Source organism: Pseudaquabacterium pictum (assembly GCF_005403045.1).
GTDB classification, from domain to species: domain Bacteria; phylum Pseudomonadota; class Gammaproteobacteria; order Burkholderiales; family Burkholderiaceae_C; genus Pseudaquabacterium; species Pseudaquabacterium pictum.
This window is the reverse complement of the sequence record NZ_BJCL01000027.1, coordinates 1-18702: the sequence shown is the minus strand read 5'-3', so window position 1 is coordinate 18702 and position 18702 is coordinate 1. Positions and strand designations below refer to the sequence as shown.

The following is an 18702-nucleotide window of genomic DNA, read 5'->3' as shown; positions in this document are numbered from 1 at the left end:
GAGCATGACCGGATTGGGTGGCTTGAACAAATCGCCGAACGGCGTGGTGGTGGGCCTGGTGCAGCTGCAGCTGCCGCTGGTGGAAACACCGGCGCAGCTGCGGGCGCAGGCCGAGCGCATCGTGTGGATGGTGGGCAAGGCCCGGCGCAACCAGGGCACGATGGACCTGGTGGTGTTCCCCGAGTACGCGCTGCACGGGCTGTCGATGCGCACCGACCGGGAATTGATGGTGACGATGGACGGCCCCGAGGTGGCAATGTTCAAGGCCGCCTGCGTGGAGCACCGCATCTGGGGCTGCTTCTCGATCATGGAGCACAACCCGCACGGCAACCCCTACAACACCGGCCTGATCATCGACGACCAGGGCCAGGTCAAGCTGTACTACCGGAAGCTGCACCCCTGGGTGCCGGTCGAGCCCTGGGAGCCCGGCAACATGGGCGTGCCGGTGTGCGACGGGCCCAAGGGCAGCAAGATCGGCCTGATCATCTGCCACGACGGCATGTTCCCCGAGATGGCCCGCGAGGCTGCGTACAAGGGTGCGGAGATCATCCTGCGCACAGCAGGCTACACAGCGCCGATCCGGCATGCGTGGAAGATCACCAACCAGAGCAACGCCTTTCAAAACCTCGCGCAGACCGCCAGCGTCTGCCTCTGCGGATCGGACGGCAGCTTCGACAGCATGGGCGAAGGCATGTTCTGCCACCTCGACGGCACGGTGCTGGCCGAAGGCGGCGGACGGGTCGACGAGATCATCACCGCCGAGCTGCGGCCCGATCTGGTGCGCGAGGCCCGCGCGGTGTGGGGCGTGGAGAACAACCCCTACCAGCTGTACCACCGCGGCTATGTGGCGGTGCAGGGCGGTGCGCAAGATTGCCCCTACACCTTCATGCAGGACATGGTTGCCGGCCGCTACAAGCTGCCCTGGGACGCCAGCATCCAGGTGCGCGATGGCACGCCCTGCGGCTTCGACGCGCCGACCCGCACCTACCGCGGGCCAGAACCCAACCCCGTGGAGTAGCGGCCATGCCCCACATCGCCTCCACCCCTTACCCCTGGCCGTTCGACGGCGCGCTGCGCGCCGACAACACCGCCCTGGTGGTCATCGACATGCAGACCGACTTCTGCGGTGTCGGCGGCTATGTCGACACCATGGGCTACGACATCTCGCTGACCCGCGCGCCGATCGGCCCGATCAGCCGGCTGCTGGAAGCCTTCCGCGCCAAGGGCGCGCCGGTGATCCACACCCGCGAAGGCCACCGGCCCGACCTGTCGGACCTGCCGGCCAACAAGCGCTGGCGCAGCCAGCGCATCGGCGCAGGCATCGGTGATGCCGGCCCCTGCGGCCGCATCCTGGTGCGGGGTGAACCGGGCTGGCAGATCATCCCCGAGCTGGCGCCGCTGCCCGGCGAGGTGGTGATCGACAAGCCGGGCAAGGGCAGCTTCTGCGCCACCGATCTCGAATTGATCCTCCACACCCGCGGCATCCGCAACCTGGTGCTCACCGGCATCACCACCGACGTGTGTGTGCACACCACCATGCGCGAGGCCAATGACCGTGGCTTCGAATGCGCGATCGTCGAAGACGCCACTGGCGCCACCGATCTGGGCAACCACCAGGCCGCGCTGAAGATGGTGACGATGCAGGGCGGCGTGTTCGGCGCGGTCAGCAACGCCGCCGCCATCGTCGAAGCCATCTCGGCCTTGTGAGGGACCGCCCATGACCGCCCTGTCGCTGGAGACCGTCCACCTCACCAAGCGCTTCGGCGCCTTCACCGCGCTGGACGGCGTGTCGCTGCATGTGCGGCCCGGCACGGTGCATGCGCTGCTCGGCGAGAACGGCGCGGGGAAGAGCACGCTGGTGAAGTGCATCGTCGGCTACCAGCGGCCCGACGACGGTGCGGTGCTGCTCGATGGCCGCGAGCACGACATCCACGCCCCCACGGTGGCACGGGCACTGGGCATCGGCATGGTCTACCAGCACTTCACCGTGGTGCCGGGCATGACGGTGGCCGAGAACCTGCTGATCGCCCGCGGCGCGCTGCCGGCCGTCATCGACTGGACAGCGGTGCGCGCCGAGCTGCAGGCCTTCATGGCCACCGCGCCGTTCCAGCTCGATCTGGATGCCACGCCGCAGGCGCTGTCGGCCGGCGAGAAGCAGAAGCTCGAGATCCTGAAGCAGCTGTTCCTGAAACCGCGCCTGCTGATCCTGGACGAGCCCACCAGCGTGCTGACGCCGCAGGAGGCCGACGAGGTGCTGGGCGCGCTGCGCGACCGCGCCCATGCCGGCCAGTGCAGCGTGGTGATGATCACCCACAAGTTCCGCGAGGTGATGGCCTTTGCCGACGACGTGACGGTGCTGCGCCGCGGCCGGCTGGTCGACAGCCGCGCCGTGGCCGGCACGCAGCCGGCCGAGATGGCGGCCAGCATGGTGGGCGAGGACGCCAGCGCACGGGGCGAGGCCACCGGCGCGGCAACCCTGCAGCGCAGCGCCCAGCCGCCCGGGCCGGTGCGGCTGGCGCTGCGCGGCTTCACCGTCGACGGTGACCGCGGCGAGACGGCGGTGGACGGGCTGGACCTGGACGTGCATGCCGGCGAGATCGTCGGTGTGGCCGGTGTCTCGGGCAACGGCCAGCGCGAGCTGATGGAGGCCCTGGCCGGCCAGCGCCGGCGCGCCGGCGGCACGGTCACCGTCAATGGTCAGATCTACACCGCCACCCGGCGCCAGAACCGCGACCTGAAGGTGCGCGGCCTGCCCGAGGAGCCGCTGCGCAATGCCTGCGTGGCCAGCATGAGCGTGGCCGACAACATCGGCCTGCGCAGCTTCGACGAGCCGCCCTTCGCCCACGCCGGGCTGCGGGTGCCAGGCGCACTGGCCAGGCGGGCGCGGGCGCTGATCGCCACCTACCGCGTCAAGACCCAGGGCGAGGGCGCACCGATCGGCTCGCTGTCGGGCGGCAACGTGCAGCGCGCGGTGCTGGCGCGTGAGCTGAGCGACGACGCCGACGTGCTGCTGGTCAGCAACCCGGTGTTCGGGCTCGATTTCACCGCCGTGGCCGAGGTGCATGCCCGCCTGGTGGCCGCGCGCAACCGTGGCGCCGCGGTGCTGATGGTCAGCGAAGATCTGGACGAACTCCTGCATGTGGCCGACCGCATCGTGGTGATGAGCGGCGGCCGGCTGGTGCATGCCTGCGCCGCGGCCGGCGCTGACCGGCACGACATCGGCCGGCACATGGGGGGACACGCCGGCGGGCATGCGGTGGTGGCAGTGGCCGACAGTCCGGCCAGCGTGGCTGCCGCCGCGCAGCACAAGGAGGCCGCATGAGCACCACGCCCATCGCCGCCCGCCCGTTCCAGTTCGACCTGCAGCCCGGCCGCGCAGCGCTGGTGATCATCGACATGCAGCGGGACTTCATCGAGCCCGGCGGCTTTGGCGAGAGCCTGGGCAACGACGTGTCACTGCTGGAGGCCGCCGTCGGCCCCACGCTGGCGCTGTTGCAGGCCTGGCGCGCCCGGGGCTGGCCGGTGGTGCACACCCGCGAATCCCACCTGCCCGACCTGTCGGATTGCCCGCCGGCGAAACGCTCCCGAGGCAACCCCAGCCTGCGCATCGGCGATGCGGGCCCTGGCGGGCGGCTGCTGGTGCGCGGCGAGCCAGGCAACCAGATCATCCCCACACTGGCGCCGATCGACGGTGAGATCGTCATCGACAAGCCCGGCAAGGGCGCGTTCTACGCCACCCCGCTGCAGGCCGAACTGCAGGCCCGCGGCGTGACCCAGCTGGTGGTGGCCGGCGTCACCACCGAGGTCTGCGTGCAGACCACGCTGCGCGAGGCCAACGACCGCGGCTACGACTGTCTGCTGGTGGAAGAGGCCACCGCCAGCTACTTCCCGGCGTTCAAGGCCGCCACCATCGAGATGGTGGTGGCACAAGGCGGCATCGTCGGCTGGGCCGCCCCGCTGGCGGCGGTGCTGGCCGCGCTGCCGGACGGCGCCTGATGCTGCGCCTGATCCTCACCCGCCTGCTGGCCGCGCTGCCCAACCTGGCCGGGGTGGTGGTGATCACCTTCGTGCTGACCCGCGCGCTGCCGGGCGACCCGGCCGCCTACTTCGCCGGCGCCGCGGCCACGCAGGAGGCGGTGGCCCAGGTGCGCGCCCAGCTGGGGCTGGACCGGCCGATGGTCGAGCAGTTCTTCAGCTACCTGGGTGCGCTGGCCAAGGGCGACCTGGGCCTGTCGATCAGCACCGGCCAGCCGGTGCTGACGGAATTGCTGCAGCGCCTGCCCGCCAGCCTGGAACTGGTCTTCCTGGCTCTGGTGCTGGCCTGCGCGGTGGCGCTGCCGCTGGGCGTGCTGGCCGCCACCCGGCCTGGCAGCTGGATCGACCAGCTCTGCCGGGTGCTGACCACCGCCGGCGTCTCGCTGCCCACCTTCTTCACCGGGCTGCTGCTGGCCTATGTCTTCTACTTCCTGCTGGGCTGGGCGCCCAGCCCGCTGGGCCGCCTGGACCCGATGTTCTCGCCGCCACCAGGCATCACCGGCCTGTACCTGGTGGATGCCGCGCTGGCTGGTGACGGCGCGCTGTGGTGGGCGTGCTTACGGCAGATGATCCTGCCGGTGGTGACGATGGCGCTGTTCGTGCTGGCGCCGATCGCCCGGATGACACGCGCATCGATGCTGGCGGTGCTGTCGGCCGACTTCGTGCGCACCGCGCGCGCTTCTGGCTTGACGCGCAGCACCGTGCTGATCACCTACGCGCTGCGCAATGCGCTGCTGCCGGTGGTCACCACGCTGGGCATGGTGTTCGGCTTCATGCTGGGCAGCAGCGTGATCGTCGAGAAGGTGTTCGGCTGGCCCGGCGTGGGCAGTTATGCCATCGACGCGCTGACCGCCAGCGACTATGCGCCGGTGCAGGGCTTCGTGCTGGCGATGGGCATCCTGTTCGTGCTGCTGAACCTGCTGGTGGATGTGCTGTATGGCCTGATCGACCCGCGGGTGGATGTCTCGGCATGAGCGCCCTGCCCGCCCCGTCCACGCCACCCGCGCCCACCCGCAGCCACCTGCGGCATGTGCTGTCGGAGAACCCGGTCACCGGCATCGCCGCGGCGCTGTTCGTGTTCTTCGTGCTTCTGGCGCTGGTGGGGCCGGCGCTGGTGCCGCACGACCCGCTGGCGACCAACGCCGCGGTGGCACTGCAGCCGCCGTCGGCTGCGCACTGGTTCGGCACCGACGCACTGGGGCGCGACATCTTCTCGCGCGTGGTGGTGGCCACCCGGCTCGACCTGGGCCTGGCGCTGGGCGCGGTGGCGGTGTCCTTCGCCATCGGCATGCCGCTGGGGCTGGCGGCGGGCTACTTCGGCGGCTGGTGGGACCGCCTGGTCACCCGGCTGTCCGACACCATCATGGCGTTTCCGCTGTTCGTGCTGGCCATGGGCATCGTGGCGGCGCTGGGCAACACCGTGGGCAACATCGTGCTGGCCACAGCCATCATCAACCTGCCGTTCTACATCCGCGTGGCGCGGGCCGAGGCCAATGTGCGGCGCAACGCCGGTTGGGTGGAGGCGGCACGCCTGTCGGGCAACAGCGACTGGCGCATCCTGGCCTGCCACCTGTTCCCCAACGCCCTGCCGCCGGCCATGGTGCAGCTGAGCCTGAACATGGGCTGGGCCATCCTGAATGCGGCGGGCCTGAGCTTCATCGGCCTGGGCGTGCGCCCGCCCGAGGCCGAGTGGGGCATCCTGGTGGCCGAAGGCGCGCAGTTCATCGTCAGCGGTGAATGGTGGGTCAGCCTGTTCCCCGGTGCGGCGCTGATGCTGGCGGTGTTCACCTTCAACCTGCTGGGGGATGCGTTGCGCGACGTGTTCGACCCGAGGAAACGCACATGAGCCAGCCACCCCTGCTCGACGTGCGCGGCTTCAGCCTGGAATTCCGCACCCGCAGCGGCACGGTGCGGGCGCTGGAAGGCGTGGACCTGACGCTGCGCAAGGGCGAGATCGTCGGCCTGGTGGGCGAGAGCGGATCGGGCAAGAGCGTGCTGAGCTATGCGCTGCTGGGCATCAGCGATGCAGCGGCCCAGGTCACCGCCGGCACCGCAGTCTTCGGCGGCATGGACCTGCTGCAGGCCGACGAGGCCACGCTGGCCGGCCTGCGCGGGCGCGAGATCAGCATGGTGTTCCAGAGCCCGCGCACCGCGCTGAACCCGATCCGCACCGTGGGTGACCAGCTGCAGGACGTGCTGCGCCGCCATGCCGCAGCCACCAGCCCCGACCTGGGCCGCAGCCTGCGTGAACGCAGCGTGCAGGCCCTGCGCGATGTGGCCATCGCCGACCCCGAGCGCCGCACCAGCGCCCACCCCTTCGAGCTGAGCGGCGGCATGTGCCAGCGGGTGATGATCGCCCTGGCCCTGGCCTGCCGGCCGAGCCTGCTGATCGCCGACGAGCCCACCACCGGCCTGGACGTGACCACCCAGGCCGCGGTGATGGACCTGATCACCGGCCTGGCGCGGGAGCGACAGATGGCCACGCTGTTCATCACCCATGACCTGGCGCTGGCCGCCGACTACTGCGACCGCATCGTGGTGATGCATGCCGGCCATGTGGTGGAGTCGGCCCCCACCCGGTCGCTGTTCAGCATGCCGCGCCACCCCTACACCGCCCGGCTGATGAGCAGCACGCCCGGCGCCAACAGCAGCATCCAGAGCCTGGAACCGGTACCCGGCCAACTGCCCGACCTGCGCCGCAGCGACCTGCCCGCCTGCCGCTTTGCCGGCCGCTGCGCCCACGCCGACAGCCGCTGCCACAGCCAGCGCCCGCCGCTGGATGGCGGCACCACCCATGCCGTGGCCTGCTGGCACCCGCTGGACGCCGTCACACCGGAGCTGGCCGATGGCTGAGCCGCTGCTGCAGGTGGAGCGACTGCACAAGCGCTTTCCGGTCAAAGGCGCCGTGGGCGGCCGGCGCGGCGCGCAGCTGCATGCGGTGGACGATGTGAACCTGGTCATCGGCCGCGGCGAGAGCCTGGGCCTGGTCGGTGAGTCGGGCTGCGGCAAGAGCACCCTGGTGCGCCTGCTGGCGCGGCTGCACGATCCGACCGAAGGCCGCATCGTCTTCGACGGCGACGACCTGGCGGCCATCCCCGCCGCACGCTTTGCCCGCCATGCACGTCGCCCGGCCATCCAGATGGTGTTCCAGGATCCGACCGACAGCCTGAACCCGCGCTACACCGCGCACGACAGCATCGCCGAGCCGCTGCGCCTGCTGGCCGGCCTGGGGGGCGAGGCACTGGCGCAGCGGGTGCAGCAGGTGGCGGCCCAGGTGGGCCTGCCGGCCGAGCTGCTGGCGCGCTATCCGCACCAGCTGTCGGGCGGGCAGAAGGCCCGGGTGGGCATCGCCCGGGCGCTGGCGGTGCAGCCGCAGCTGCTGATCCTGGACGAACCCACCGCGGCGCTGGATGTGTCGGTGCAGGCGGTGGTGCTGCAGCTGCTGGACCGGCTGCGCCGCGAGCTGGGCTTGAGCGTGCTGTTCGTCTCGCACGACCTGAACGTGGTGCGCCTGCTCACCGACCGGGTGGCGGTGATGTACCTGGGCAAGCTGGTGGAGGTGGGGCCGTCGGAGCAGGTGTTCCGCGCACCGCGCCACCCCTACACCCGGGCCCTGGTGTCGGCCATCCCCGGCCAGGGGCCGCGCATCCAGCTGGTGGGCGAGGTGGCCAGCCCGATCGACCCGCCGGCATCGGCCTGCCGCTTCCATGGCCGCTGCGGCAGTGGCACCGACCGCTGCGGCCGCGAGGCGCCGGCCTGGCACGGCAGCGCCCAGCATCTGGCGGCCTGCCACTTTGCCGCATGATGGCGACCATGCCACACCGATCCGCCACCCTGGGCACTGCCACCGACGCCAAGCCCCGCGCCGCGCTGGCCGAGCAGGTCTATGCCCAGATCAAGGCCGAGCTGCATGATTTCCTGTGGGTGCCGGGCGACCGCTTCAGCGAGACCGACATCGGCGCCCGCCTGGGCGTGAGCCGCACGCCGGTGCGCGAGGCGCTGTTCCGCCTGCGCAACGAGGGCTTCCTGGATGTCGAGAGCAAGGCCGGCTGGTTCGTCAAGCCGATCGACTTCGACCGGCTCGACCAGCTCTACGACCTGCGCATCGTGCTGGAAACTGCCAGCCTGGACCGCCTGGCCCACCGCGCCGACGAGCCGGCCGAGCTGCAGGCGCTGAAGGCGGTGTGGCTGGTGCCCGAAGAGCAGCGCCTGGCCGACGGCCATGCGGTGGGCGCGCTGGACGAGCAGTTCCATGCCCAGCTGGTGGCCGCCACCGGCAACCGCGAGATGGCCCGGGTGCACCAGGACGTGACCGAGCGCATCCGCATCGTGCGCCGGCTCGATTTCACCCGCGGCGACCGCATCCATGCCACCTATGCCGAGCACGCCAAGATCCTGCGCGCCGTCATCCAGCGCAAGCCCGATGCGGCCAAGCTGCTGCTGAGAAGCCACATCGAGCAGAGCAAGCTGGAGGTGCGCAAGATCACCCTGCATGCGCTGCTGGAGGCGCGCGAGCGCAGCCGGGTGGAGCGGGCGGCGGTGCTGAAGCAGGCGGGATAGGGACGCCGCGGGCCTGCGGCTAGACCCGCACCATGCGCTTGCCCACGTTCTCGCCCGCCAGCAGGCCGATCAGTGCAGCCGGCGTGTTCTCCAGGCCATCGATGATGTCCTCGGGCACCTTGAGCCGGCCGCTCTCCACCCAGCCCTGCAACGCACCCAGCGCAGCATCGAACTGGGCGGCGAAGTCGAACAGCACGAAGCCCTGCAGCGTCAACCGCTTGGTGACGATCAGCCCCGGCACCCCACGCGGGCCATGGGCCGGCGGCGCACCGTCGTACTGCGACACCGCGCCGCAGCAGGCCACGCGGCCGCCGAGGTTCATGCGGAACAGGCAGGCTTCCAGGATGTCGCCGCCCACGTTGTCGAAGTAGACGTCGATGCCACCGGGCGCCGCCGCCTTGAGCTGGCCGTTGAGGTTGCCGGCCTTGTAGTCGACCACCGCGTCGAAGCCCAGCTCGGTCTGCAGCCAGGCGCACTTGGCGGCACCGCCGGCAATGCCGACGACCCGGCAGCCCTGGATCTTGGCGATCTGGCCGACCAGGCTGCCCACCGACCCGGCAGCGGCCGAGACCACCACCGTCTCGCCCGCCTTCGGGCGGCCCACCTGCAGCAGGCCGAAATAGGCGGTGAGCCCGGCGATGCCGTAGACGCTGAGCAGGTGGCTCAGCGGGCCGCGGCGCTGCTGCTTCGTGAGCAGCTTGGCCGGCAGCGCGGTGTACTGCTGCCAGCCGGTGTCGGCAAACACCAGGTCACCGGGGACGAAGCCGGGCGCATTGGAGGTCACCACTTCCGAGATGCTGCCGCCGGCCATCACCTGCCCGGCGGCCAGCGCTGCGCGGTAGGTGGCGCCCTGCATCCAGGCGCGGTTGGCAGCATCCAGGCTGATCATCAGCACCTTCAGCAGCACGTCGCCGTCGCCAGGCACCGGCATCGGCGCCTCGGCCAGCTGGAAATGTTCAGGGCCCAGCTTGCCAGTGGGCAGGCTGGCGAGCTGGATCTGGCGGTTGGTGGCGGTCATGCGGTCTCCTGTGTTCGGGACCGCCAGTCTGCCTGCACCACAACGGCCTGTGAATTGCGGCTGTTCCGGGCTCGTTGCGGTCGCTGAGTCTGGGCGATCGCGCCGGGCCGGGAGGCCCTGCGCTCAGGCACGACCGAGGCGTTCATCCTCGTGCTGAAGATGGTGAACCGGCAACTGCCGCAACGAACCCCATTCAGAAGCTCAACCCAGCGCTGCCACCACCTCGGGCGGCGCTTGCACCAGCTCGATCAGCACACCCTCGCCGCCCAGCGGGAACTGCTCATTGCCCTTGGGGTGGATGAAGGTGATGTCGTGGCCGGCGGCGCCCTTGCGGATGCCGCCAGGCGCGAAGCGCACGCCGTTGGCCGTCATCCATTCCACCGCCTTGGGCAGGTCGTCCACCCACAGGCCCACATGGTTCAGCGGCGTGGTGTGCACCGCCGGCTTCTTCTCCAGGTCCAGCGGCTGCATCAGGTCGACTTCCACCGCCGTGGGGCCACTGCCCAGCTGGCAGATGTCCTCGTCGACGTTCTCACGCTCGGACACGAAGGTGCTCTTCACCGTCAGGCCCAGCATGTCCACCCACAGGCTCTTGAGCTTGGCCTTGTCGGGGCCGCCGATGGCGATCTGCTGGATGCCGAGGATCTTGAAAGGTTTGGCGCCCATGGCAGTTCCTCAGGCAAAGGCGATGATGGGCTGATCGACCGACAGGCTCTCGCCCTTGGCGGCCAGCACCTCCTTGACGATGCCGTCCTGGCTGGCGGTGAGGATGTTCTCCATTTTCATTGCCTCGATCACCGCCAGCCGCTCACCGGCCTGCACCGTCTGGCCAGGCTGTACCGCCACGTCCACCAGCAGGCCCGGCATCGGCGACAGCAGGAACTTGCTCATGTCGGCCGGGGCCTTGAACGGCATCACCCGCAACAGCTCGGCCGCACGGGCATTCACCACCTGCGCCTCGATGGCCAGGCCGTTGTGCGCCACCCGCATCCACAGGCCCTGGCGCTCCACCTGGGCGGTGAAGGCATGGCCGTTGCAGCTGCCGGCGGCACGGATGCCGCCGAACGACCAGTCGGTGCTGATGGCATAGGCCGGCCGGCCATGCACCGTGACCGTCAGCGACGCCAGGCCGCCGGTCTGGCCGCGCATCTGGACGACCACCGGCACATGCCGGTGCACGCCGGCCACGCCCTTGACCACCACCACGAACTGCTGGCCGATCTGCACACCATGCCCGGGCAGTTGGCCCGAGATGCCGGCCGCGCGCTCGCGGTACAGGCGGTAGGTGGCCGCCGCCAGCGCCACCAGGAAATCGGGGTCGTCGTGCGGCACGTCCTCGGCACGGAAGCCCTTGGGGTAGTGCTCGGCGATGAAGCCGGTGTTGAAGTCGCCCGAGACGAACTTGGGGTGGGCCAGCAGCGCGCTCTGGAACGGGATGTTGCTGGACACGCCGCGGATCACGAAGCCGTTGAGCGCGGCGCGCATCTTGGCGATGGCGTCCAGCCGGTCGGCACCGTGCACGATCAGTTTGGCGATCATCGAGTCGTAGAACATGGGGATCTCGCCGCCCTCTTCCACCCCGGTGTCCACCCGCACGCCGCCGCCTTCAGGCACCGGCTGGCTGGCTTCCATCGTGGTGGCCGGCGGCTGGTAGCGCACCAGGCGGCCGGTGCTGGGCAGGAAGTTGCGGAACGGATCTTCGGCGTTGATGCGGCACTCGATGGACCAGCCGCGGCGCGGGATCTGGTCCTGGGTGAACGGCAGCCTCTCGCCCGCCGCCACGCGGATCATCTGCTCCACCAGGTCGACGCCGGTGATGCTCTCGGTGACCGGGTGCTCCACCTGCAGCCGGGTGTTCATTTCCAGGAAGTAGAAGCTCTGGTCCTTGCCGACCACAAACTCCACCGTCCCGGCGCTCTGGTACTGCACCGCCTTGGCCAGGGCCACCGCCTGCGCGCCCATGGCCGCACGCGTGGCCTCGCTGATGAAGGGCGACGGCGCTTCCTCGATCACCTTCTGGTGGCGGCGCTGGATCGAACACTCTCGCTCGTGCAGGTAGACCACGTTGCCGTGGGCATCGCCCAGGATCTGGATCTCGATGTGGCGCGGGCTCTCGACGAACTTCTCGATGAAGACGCGGTCGTCGCCGAAGCTGTTGCGGGCCTCGTTGGTGCAGGCGCTGAAACCTTCGAAGGCTTCCTTGTCGTTCCAGGCCACCCGCAGGCCCTTGCCGCCGCCGCCGGCACTGGCCTTGATCATCACCGGGTAGCCGATGTCCCCGGCGATCTCCACCGCCCGCTCGGGCGATTCGATGGCCGCGTTCCAGCCCGGGATGGTGTTGACCTTGGCCTCGGCCGCCAGCTTCTTGCTGGCGATCTTGTCACCCATCGCGGCGATGCTGTGGTGCTTGGGGCCGATGAAGGTGATGCCCTCCTCTTCCACCTTGCGGGCGAAGTCCTCGTTCTCCGACAGGAAGCCGTAGCCCGGGTGCACCGCCTGGGCGCCGGTGGACTTGCAGGCGGCGATGATCTTGTCCATCACCAGATAGCTCTCGCGGCTGGCCGCGGCGCCGATGAACACCGCCTCGTCGGCCAGGTCCACATGGCGGGCGTCGCGGTCGGCCTCGGAGTACACCGCCACGGTGGCGATGCCCATCTTCTTGGCGGCCTTGATGACGCGGCAGGCGATCTCGCCGCGGTTGGCGATCAGGATTTTCTTGAACATGTTGAAGTCTCCTAGCGCGTGATCAGAGCGGGATGTTCCCGTGCTTGCGCCACGGGTTCTCGAGCTTCTTGTCACGCAGCATCACCAGGCTGCGGCAGATGCGCTTGCGCGTCTCGTGCGGCTGGATCACGTCGTCGATGAAGCCGCGGCTGCCGGCCACGAAGGGGTTGGCGAACCGGGCCTTGTATTCGGCCTCGCGGGCGGCCAGCTTCACCGGGTCGTTCTTGTCTTCGCGGAAGATGATCTCCACCGCGCCCTTGGCGCCCATCACCGCGATCTCGGCATTCGGCCAGGCGAAGTTCACGTCGCCGCGCAGGTGCTTGCTGCTCATCACGTCATACGCGCCGCCGTAGGCCTTGCGGGTGATCACCGTCACCTTGGGCACGGTGCACTCGGCGTACGCGTACAGCAGCTTGGCGCCGTGCTTGATGATGCCGCCGTACTCCTGGCTGGTGCCGGGCATGAAGCCGGGCACGTCGACAAAGGTGACCACCGGGATGTTGAAGGCATCGCAGAAGCGCACGAAGCGTGCGGCCTTGATGCTGCTCTTGATGTCCAGGCAGCCGGCCAGCACCATCGGGTTGTTGGCCACGATGCCCACGGTCTGGCCTTCCATGCGGCCCAGGCCGATGACGATGTTCTTGGCATGCTCGGGCTGCAGTTCGAAGAAGTCGCCGTCGTCCACCACCTTCAGGATCAGTTCCTTGATGTCGTAGGGCTTGTTCGGGTTGTCGGGCACCAGGGTGTCCAGGCTCGGGTCCAGCCGGTCTGCACGGTCGGCGCTGGGCCGCACCGGCGGCTTCTCGCGGTTGTTCAGCGGCAGGTAGTTGTAGAACCGCCGCAGCATCAGGATGGCCTCGACATCGTTCTCGAAGGCCAGGTCGGCCACGCCGCTGCGGCTGGTGTGGGTGCCGGCGCCGCCCAGTTCCTCGGCGGTCACTTCCTCGTGCGTCACCGTCTTCACCACCTCGGGGCCGGTGACGAACATGTAGCTGCTGTCCTTGACCATGAAGATGAAGTCGGTCATGGCGGGCGAGTACACCGCGCCGCCGGCACACGGGCCCATGATCATGCTGATCTGCGGGATCACGCCGCTGGCCATCACGTTGCGCTGGAACACGTCGGCATAACCACCGAGTGACGCGACGCCTTCCTGGATGCGGGCGCCGCCCGAATCGTTCAGGCCGATCACCGGCGCGCCCACCTTCATCGCCTGGTCCATCACCTTGCAGATCTTCTCGGCATGCGCCTCGGAGAGCGCACCGCCGAAGACGGTGAAGTCCTGGCTGAAGACGAACACCAGGCGGCCGTTGATCATGCCGTAGCCGGTGACCACGCCGTCGCCGCGGATCTTGTTCTGGTCCATGCCGAAGTCGGCACAACGGTGCTCGACGAACATGTCCCATTCTTCAAACGTGCCTTCGTCGAGCAGCAGTTCCAGCCGCTCGCGGGCGGTGAGCTTGCCCTTGGCATGCTGCGCGGCGATGCGCTTGGTGCCGCCGCCCAGGCGGGCCTCGGCGCGCATGGCCTCGAGCTTCTGTTGGATGTCATGCATGGGGAGGTTCTCCTCGTTCGGATGTCAATGGAACAGGTCGAGCAGGCGGCGTGCCGCGACGGACGCCGCCATGCGCCCCGCATGCACATCGCCGGTGAGTTGGGGCAGCGCGGTGGTCACCGCCGGATGGGCCTTGAACCGCTGCTTGAGGCCAGCGTCGATCAGGCTCCACATCCAGGCCTGGTCCTGCAGCTGGCGGCGGGCGGCGAGGCGGCCGTTGGCGGTCTGCAGATCGCGGAAGCGGGTGATGGCGGCCCAGAACTCGGCCAGGCCGGAGCCTTTGAGTGCGCTGAGCTGCATCACGTCCGGGTGCCAGACCTGCTGGTCGTGGTGCAGGTGGTCGGGGTTGCCATGCATGCCGATCAAGCGCAATGACGAACTGATCTGCGCCCGTGCCCGGGTGGCCGCGGCCTCATCCAGGTCGGCCTTGTTGATCACCACCAGGTCGGCCAGCTCCATCACGCCCTTCTTGATGGCCTGCAGGTCGTCACCGGCGTTGGGCAACTGCAGCAGCACGAACATGTCGGTCATGCCGGCCACCGCAGTCTCGCTCTGGCCCACGCCCACGGTCTCGACGATGACCACATCGTGCCCCGCCGCCTCGCACACCAGCATGGCCTCGCGGGTCTTCTCGGCCACGCCGCCCAGCGTGCCGCTGCTGGGGCTGGGGCGGATGTAGGCGCGGGTGTCCATCGACAGCCGCTCCATGCGCGTCTTGTCGCCCAGGATGGAGCCACCGCTGATGCTGGACGACGGGTCGACCGCCAGCACCGCCACCCGGTGGCCCCGTTCGATCAGAAACAGGCCCAGCGCCTCGATGAAGGTGCTCTTGCCCACGCCCGGCACGCCGCTGATGCCCAGGCGGAAGCTGCGGCCGCTGTGCGGCAGCAGGGCATTGAGCAGCGCATCGGCGCGGGCGCGGTGGTCAGGCCGGGTGGATTCCAGCAGGGTGATGGTCTTGGCCACCGCACGGCGCTGGGCCGCACCGGGGGCACCGGTGACGTCGGCATGCAGGCCCTGGTCGGCGGCCGGCAGCGTGACCACCGGATCAATAGGGGCCGTCATCGCGGTCCCCGGCGGCAGGGCGCACATAGTGCAGGTCCCAGTCGCTGGCGTGCTGCAGCTCGAAGCCGTGGCGCTGGTAGAAGCGGTTGGCATCGCTGTGCTTCAACGCCGTCACCCGGACCGACAGGCCCAGCCGGTCGGCTTCATCGATCACCTGGGACATCACCCAGCTGCCGATGCCCTGGCCCTGCGCCGGCGGAGCGATGTAGAGGTGGTCCAGCACCAGGTGGTCCATGCGCGGCAGCACCACCACGAAGCCGACCCGCTCGCTGCCCTGCAGGATGTGGCGGGTGTGCGCCGGCTCGAAGGCCCGGCTGAGCCGCTCACGCGCGCGCTGCGGGTCGAAGCGGCCCAGGCGCTGCAGGCTCTCCTGCATGGCCGCCATGCGCAGCGACAGCAGGGCCTCGAAGTCGTCGTCGTAGGCCGGGGCCAGCGACAGGGCAGTGGCGCCCGGGCCAGACGTGTTGGACATCGTGCGGCGGTGGTGCGTGTCGGCCCGGGTCGGCGTCTGGTGTGGCGCTGTCAGGCGGCGACCGCGCTGCGGATCTGCTCCAGCACATCCTTGGCGCTGGCCGGGATCGGCGTGCCGGGGCCGTACACGCCCTTGACGCCGGCATCGAACAGGAAGCCGTAGTCCTGCGCCGGGATCACGCCACCGACGAAGACGATGATGTCGTCGGCGCCCTGCTTCTTCAGCTCGGCAATGATGGCGGGCACCAGGGTCTTGTGGCCGGCGGCCAGGGTGGACACGCCCACCGCATGCACGTCGTTCTCGATGGCCTGGCGGGCGCATTCCTCGGGTGTCTGGAACAGCGGTCCCATGTCGACGTCGAAGCCCAGGTCGGCAAACGCGGTGGCCACCACCTTGGCGCCACGGTCATGGCCGTCCTGGCCCAGCTTGGCGATCATCACCCGCGGGCGGCGGCCCTGTTCGTCGGCAAAGGCGGCAATCTCGGCCTTCAGCTTGTCCCAGCCCTCGGCGGAATCGTAGGCGGCGGCATAGACGCCGGTCACCTTCTGGATGTCGGCACGGTGGCGGCCGTACACCGCCTCCAGCGCATCACTGACCTCGCCCACGGTGGCGCGCAGGCGGATGGCATCGATGCTCAGCGCCAGCAGGTTGCCCTGGCCCGATTGGGCAGCGGCGGTCAGCGCGGCCAGCGCGGCCTGCACCTTGGCGCCGTCACGCGTGGCCTTGATCTGCTGCAGCCGGGCGATCTGGCTGTCGCGCACCGCCACGTTGTCGACCTCGCGCACCTCGACCGCATCCTGGGTCTTCAGCTTGTACTTGTTGACCCCGACGATCACGTCCTTGCCGCTGTCGATGCGGGCCTGCTTCTCGGCCGCGCTGGCCTCGATCTTCAGCTTGGCCCAGCCGCTGTCCACCGCCTTGGTCATGCCGCCCATGGCGTTGACTTCCTCGATGATGGCCCAGGCCTTGTCGGCCATCTCCTGCGTCAGAGACTCCATCATGTAGCTGCCAGCCCAGGGGTCGACCACGTTGGTGATGTGGGTCTCTTCCTGGATGATCAGCTGGGTGTTGCGGGCGATGCGGGCCGAGAACTCGGTGGGCAGCGCGATGGCCTCGTCGAAGCTGTTGGTGTGCAGGCTCTGCGTGCCGCCGAACACCGCGGCCATCGCCTCCACCGTGGTGCGCACCACGTTGTTGTACGGGTCCTGCTCGGTCAGGCTCCAGCCGCTGGTCTGGCAGTGGGTGCGCAGCATCAGGCTCTTCGGGTTCTTGGCGTGGAAGCCCTTCATGATGCGCGTCCACAACAGGCGGGCGGCCCGCATCTTGGCGATCTCGAGGTAGAAGTTCATCCCGATCGCCCAGAAGAAGCTCAGGCGGCCGGCGAAGTCGTCCACATCCATGCCCTTGGCGATGGCGGTGCGCACGTACTCTTGCCCGTCGGCCAGCGTGAAGGCCAGCTCCAGCGCCTGGTTGGCGCCGGCTTCCTGCATGTGGTACCCGCTGATGGAGATCGAGTTGAACTTCGGCATGTGCTTGGCCGTGTACTCGATGATGTCGCCGATGATCTTCATCGACGGCTCGGGCGGGTAGATGTAGGTGTTGCGGACCATGAACTCCTTGAGGATGTCGTTCTGGATGGTCCCGGCCAGCTGGTCCTGGCGCACGCCCTGCTCTTCCGCCGCCACCACATAGCCGGCCAGCACCGGCAGCACGGCGCCGTTCATGGTCATGCTGACGCTCACCTTGTCCAGCGGGATCTGGTCGAACAGGATCTTCATGTCCTCGACCGAATCGATCGCCACGCCGGCCTTGCCGACATCACCCGTCACCCGCGGATGATCGCTGTCGTAGCCGCGGTGGGTGGCCAGGTCGAAGGCCACGCTGACACCCTGCCCGCCGGCGGCCAGGGCCTTGCGGTAGAAGGCATTGCTTTCCTCAGCGGTGGAGAAGCCGGCGTACTGTCGGATGGTCCAGGGCCGCACCGCATACATAGTGGCCTGCGGGCCGCGGATGAAGGGCTCGAAGCCAGGCAGCGTGTCGGTGTGCGGCAGCGCGGCGGTGTCGGCCGCGGTGTACAGCGGCTTGACGGTGATGCCTTCGGGCGTGGTCCAGTTCAGCGCTGCCACGTCACCACCGGGGGCAGACTTGGCAGCCGCCTTGGCCCATTGCTCCAGCGTGGCGGGGTTGAACTCGGGGGCGTTCGACATGGCGGAATCCTTGGTGCGTGCGCTGGGCCTGGCAGGCCCGCAGGCGGCCGGGCGCCACCTGTCATCTTGCCTGTCATGATACATGATGCATAATTATGAATTCAATTCCCGCGTTGTGGCTGACAATCGTCCGCACCACCGCCAACGCACCCCACATCGGAGCCCACCGCCTTGCCCGCCACCGCCGCGCCGGCCACCAAGCCACCCAAGGGTGGCCCGCTGACGCCCCGCGCCCTGTACCAGGACGTGGCCGAGCGCCTGCGCCAGCAGATCTTCAACCGCGAGCTGGAGCCCGGCGCCTGGATCGACGAGCTGAAGATCGCCGCCGAGTACGGCATCAGCCGCACCCCCCTGCGGGAGGCGCTGAAGGTGCTGGCCGTGGAAGGCCTGGTGACGATGAAGGTGCGCCGCGGTGCCTATGTCACCGAGATGAGCACCACCGACGTGGCGCAGGTCTACCACCTGATGGCCCTGCTGGAGAGTGACGCCGCCGGCCGCGTGGCCGCGCACGGCAGTGATGCCCAGATCGCCGACCTGCAGGCCCTGCACGACCGGCTGGAGAAGCAGGTGCGCCAGCGCGATGCCTTCTTCGACACCAACGAGCAGTTCCACCTGCGCCTGCTGGAACTGGCGGGCAACCGCTGGAGCGCGCAGATCGTGATGGACCTGCGCAAGGTGATGAAGCTCAACCGCCACCTGTCGCTGTTCAAGCAAGGCCGGCTGGCCGAGAGCCTGGCCGAGCACCGCGCGGTGATGGCCGCCATCGCCGCCCGCAACCCGGCCGAGGCCACGCGCCTGATGCGCGCCCACTTCGACAACGGCCTGGCGGCTGCCGCCGGCTGACCCGGCGCCGAACCGCTTCACACAGGCCCCGATGCGATCAGCTTCCGGTCAGCCACCCACCCGACACTTCCCCCACACCACCCGAGGAGCCCACTTTGAAGATCCACGAATACCAGGGTAAAGAGATCCTGCGCCAGTTTGGCGTGCCGGTGCCGCGCGGCGTGCCGGCGTTCACTGTGCAGGAGGCGGTGGAGGCGGCGCAGAAGCTGGGCGGGCCGGTGTG

General features: G+C 69.3%; 18 protein-coding genes. 11 read left to right on the top strand and 7 right to left on the bottom strand.

All coding sequences use genetic code 11. The features are described 5' to 3' along the window. Positions 1-4: 4 nt before the first annotated feature. The 9 genes from FFT10_RS26390 to FFT10_RS26350 are packed head-to-tail and all read left to right on the top strand — an operon-like array spanning position 5 to position 8595. Positions 5-1018 carry a formamidase gene (locus FFT10_RS26390; RefSeq protein WP_137735877.1) on the top strand — a complete coding sequence of 338 codons (1014 nt, stop codon included), beginning with the start codon at positions 5-7 and terminating at the stop codon, positions 1016-1018. Between the two features lie 5 nt (positions 1019-1023). After that, a complete protein-coding gene (gene biuH / locus FFT10_RS26385; RefSeq protein ID WP_137735876.1) occupies positions 1024-1707 on the top strand; it encodes a biuret amidohydrolase in 684 nt (227 codons plus the stop codon). Between the two features lie 10 nt (positions 1708-1717). Further along, entirely contained in the window at positions 1718-3322 is a 1605-nt protein-coding gene (locus FFT10_RS26380) for an ABC transporter ATP-binding protein (RefSeq protein ID WP_137735875.1), read from the top strand. Then, positions 3319-3996: a cysteine hydrolase family protein gene (locus FFT10_RS26375; protein ID WP_137735874.1), complete on the top strand. Its 678-nt coding sequence runs from the start codon at positions 3319-3321 to the stop codon at positions 3994-3996. Before FFT10_RS26380 ends, FFT10_RS26375 begins: the two co-directional genes overlap by 4 nt. Beyond that, positions 3996-5009, top strand: a complete 1014-nt coding sequence (locus FFT10_RS26370; protein ID WP_137735873.1) for an ABC transporter permease — start codon at positions 3996-3998, stop codon at positions 5007-5009. The genes FFT10_RS26375 and FFT10_RS26370 overlap by 1 nt, the downstream gene beginning before the upstream one ends. Beyond that, positions 5006-5881: an ABC transporter permease gene (locus FFT10_RS26365; protein WP_137735872.1), complete on the top strand. Its 876-nt coding sequence runs from the start codon at positions 5006-5008 to the stop codon at positions 5879-5881. Before FFT10_RS26370 ends, FFT10_RS26365 begins: the two co-directional genes overlap by 4 nt. Then, entirely contained in the window at positions 5878-6888 is a 1011-nt protein-coding gene (locus FFT10_RS26360; protein WP_137735871.1) for an ABC transporter ATP-binding protein, read from the top strand. Before FFT10_RS26365 ends, FFT10_RS26360 begins: the two co-directional genes overlap by 4 nt. Then, a complete protein-coding gene (locus FFT10_RS26355; protein ID WP_137735870.1) occupies positions 6881-7840 on the top strand; it encodes an ABC transporter ATP-binding protein in 960 nt (319 codons plus the stop codon). Before FFT10_RS26360 ends, FFT10_RS26355 begins: the two co-directional genes overlap by 8 nt. 8 nt (positions 7841-7848) lie before the next feature. Beyond that, positions 7849-8595, top strand: coding sequence for a GntR family transcriptional regulator (locus tag FFT10_RS26350; RefSeq protein ID WP_137735869.1), 747 nt, complete (start codon positions 7849-7851; stop codon positions 8593-8595). Positions 8596-8614: 19 nt separating this feature from the next. On the opposite strand, the gene FFT10_RS26345 is transcribed toward FFT10_RS26350, so the two are convergent. The 7 genes from FFT10_RS26345 to scpA form a co-directional block, all read right to left on the bottom strand. Beyond that, on the bottom strand, positions 8615-9613 hold the full coding sequence (locus FFT10_RS26345; protein ID WP_137735868.1) for an NADP-dependent oxidoreductase: 999 nt from the start codon (positions 9611-9613) through the stop codon (positions 8615-8617). Positions 9614-9814: 201 nt separating this feature from the next. After that, complete coding sequence (locus FFT10_RS26340; protein ID WP_137735867.1) at positions 9815-10279, bottom strand: VOC family protein; 465 nt, start codon at positions 10277-10279, stop codon at positions 9815-9817. 9 nt (positions 10280-10288) lie between these two features. Then, the gene (locus FFT10_RS26335; protein WP_137735866.1) at positions 10289-12337 is read right to left on the bottom strand and encodes an acetyl-CoA carboxylase biotin carboxylase subunit; all 2049 of its coding nucleotides are present in this window, start codon (positions 12335-12337) and stop codon (positions 10289-10291) included. Between the two features lie 22 nt (positions 12338-12359). Then, complete coding sequence (locus tag FFT10_RS26330) at positions 12360-13892, bottom strand: acyl-CoA carboxylase subunit beta (protein WP_137735865.1); 1533 nt, start codon at positions 13890-13892, stop codon at positions 12360-12362. 24 nt (positions 13893-13916) lie between these two features. Continuing rightward, complete coding sequence (gene meaB / locus FFT10_RS26325; RefSeq protein ID WP_174246154.1) at positions 13917-14957, bottom strand: methylmalonyl Co-A mutase-associated GTPase MeaB; 1041 nt, start codon at positions 14955-14957, stop codon at positions 13917-13919. Further along, positions 14941-15429: a GNAT family N-acetyltransferase gene (locus tag FFT10_RS26320; RefSeq protein ID WP_137735864.1), complete on the bottom strand. Its 489-nt coding sequence runs from the start codon at positions 15427-15429 to the stop codon at positions 14941-14943. Before FFT10_RS26320 ends, meaB begins: the two co-directional genes overlap by 17 nt. A gap of 50 nt (positions 15430-15479) precedes the next feature. Further along, the gene (scpA, locus tag FFT10_RS26315; RefSeq protein WP_137735863.1) at positions 15480-17636 is read right to left on the bottom strand and encodes a methylmalonyl-CoA mutase; all 2157 of its coding nucleotides are present in this window, start codon (positions 17634-17636) and stop codon (positions 15480-15482) included. Positions 17637-17807: 171 nt separating this feature from the next. Here scpA and FFT10_RS26310 point away from each other — a divergent pair, with 171 nt between their 5' ends. Both FFT10_RS26310 and FFT10_RS26305 read left to right on the top strand, forming a co-directional pair. Next, the gene (locus FFT10_RS26310) at positions 17808-18479 is read left to right on the top strand and encodes a GntR family transcriptional regulator (RefSeq protein ID WP_137735862.1); all 672 of its coding nucleotides are present in this window, start codon (positions 17808-17810) and stop codon (positions 18477-18479) included. A gap of 95 nt (positions 18480-18574) precedes the next feature. Beyond that, positions 18575-18702, top strand: a 128-nt coding sequence (locus FFT10_RS26305; RefSeq protein WP_306446721.1) for an ATP-grasp domain-containing protein, incomplete at its 3' end; no start/stop codon positions are given.